Source organism: Rhizobacter sp. P3_B12, assembly GCF_056402895.1.
The window spans coordinates 1-1,040 of the sequence record NZ_JBFUGN010001470.1 but is presented as its reverse complement, the minus strand read 5'-3'; the positions used below and the strand labels follow the sequence as shown (position 1 = coordinate 1,040).

General features: G+C 70.1%; 1 protein-coding gene and 1 pseudogene. Both read right to left on the bottom strand.

Going from position 1 to position 1,040, the window contains the following annotated elements; genetic code table 11:
• Positions 1-744: DMT family transporter (locus AC1D01_RS36165; RefSeq protein ID WP_477874558.1), on the bottom strand; the 744-nt coding region annotated here is incomplete at its 3' end.
• 23 nt (positions 745-767) lie between these two features.
• Positions 768-1,040: pseudogene (locus AC1D01_RS36160) on the bottom strand (type III glutamate--ammonia ligase); the annotation flags it as partial.

The following is a 1,040-nucleotide window of genomic DNA, read 5'->3' as shown; positions in this document are numbered from 1 at the left end:
CCACAGCCACACGGTGACCATGCTGGCCGCGAGCGAATAGAAGAGCAGCAGCGACCACGACGCCACCGGCACCGCGCCGAACGCGAACGACCACGCCTGCCACAGCCCGAACGGCGTCACCAGCGCCAGCCCCCACAGGTTGACCAGCGCGCTGATGCGCTTGGCCGAGACGTTGCCGGCGAGCTTCTTGCCCATCACCACGTACGAGGCCTCGCACAGCACCGCACCGAACAGCAGCAGGTTGCCGAGCAGCGAGCTGCCCTTGTCTTCACCGCCATGCGCCACCACCGAGACCAGCGCGATGCCGCCCACCGCGCACGCGATGCCCGCGGCGACGCGCGGCAGGATGCGCTCCTTCAGGAACAGYCGCGACAGGATCGCCACCGCCGCCGGGATCGCCGCCATGATCACGCCGGCCGCCAGTGCCGAGCTCATGCCGACGCCGAACAGCATGCAGATCGAGAACAGGAAGTTGCCGAAGAACGATTCGAAGAACAGCAGCACGCGGTCGTGTCGGCTCAGCGGCGTTTCGCCGGGCCGGCGCCGCACCCAGCCGGCCATCGCGACGGCCGCCATGCCGAAGCGCAGCCAGGCCAGCAGGAACACCGGGAACACCGCAAGCAGCAGCTTCGACAGGCCCACATAGCTGCCCACCAGGGCCATCGAGCTGCCGAGGCAGAGGTAGGCCAGCCACGGCGCGTGCGCAGGGCCGGYGGCCGCAGAGGCCGAGGTCGGAGAGGTCATTCGGGAATTGGGTGGGGGACGGATCAAAAGGCGCTAGCGTACCGCGCGATCTCCCAGCCGCTGACGTGGCGCGCGTACTCGGTCCACTCGGCGCGCTTCAGGCGGATGAACTCGCCGGCCAGCGTCTCGCCGAGCGCAGCACGGATCACCGCATCGCCTTCCAGCGCCGTGACGGCCTCGCCCAGGCTCTGCGGCAGCAGGCCGATGCCGCGCTCGCGGATCTGCGCGAGCGACAGCTGGAACAGGTCGTCGTTGCAGGCCGGGCCGGGGTCGAGCCGGCGCTCGATGCCGTCGAG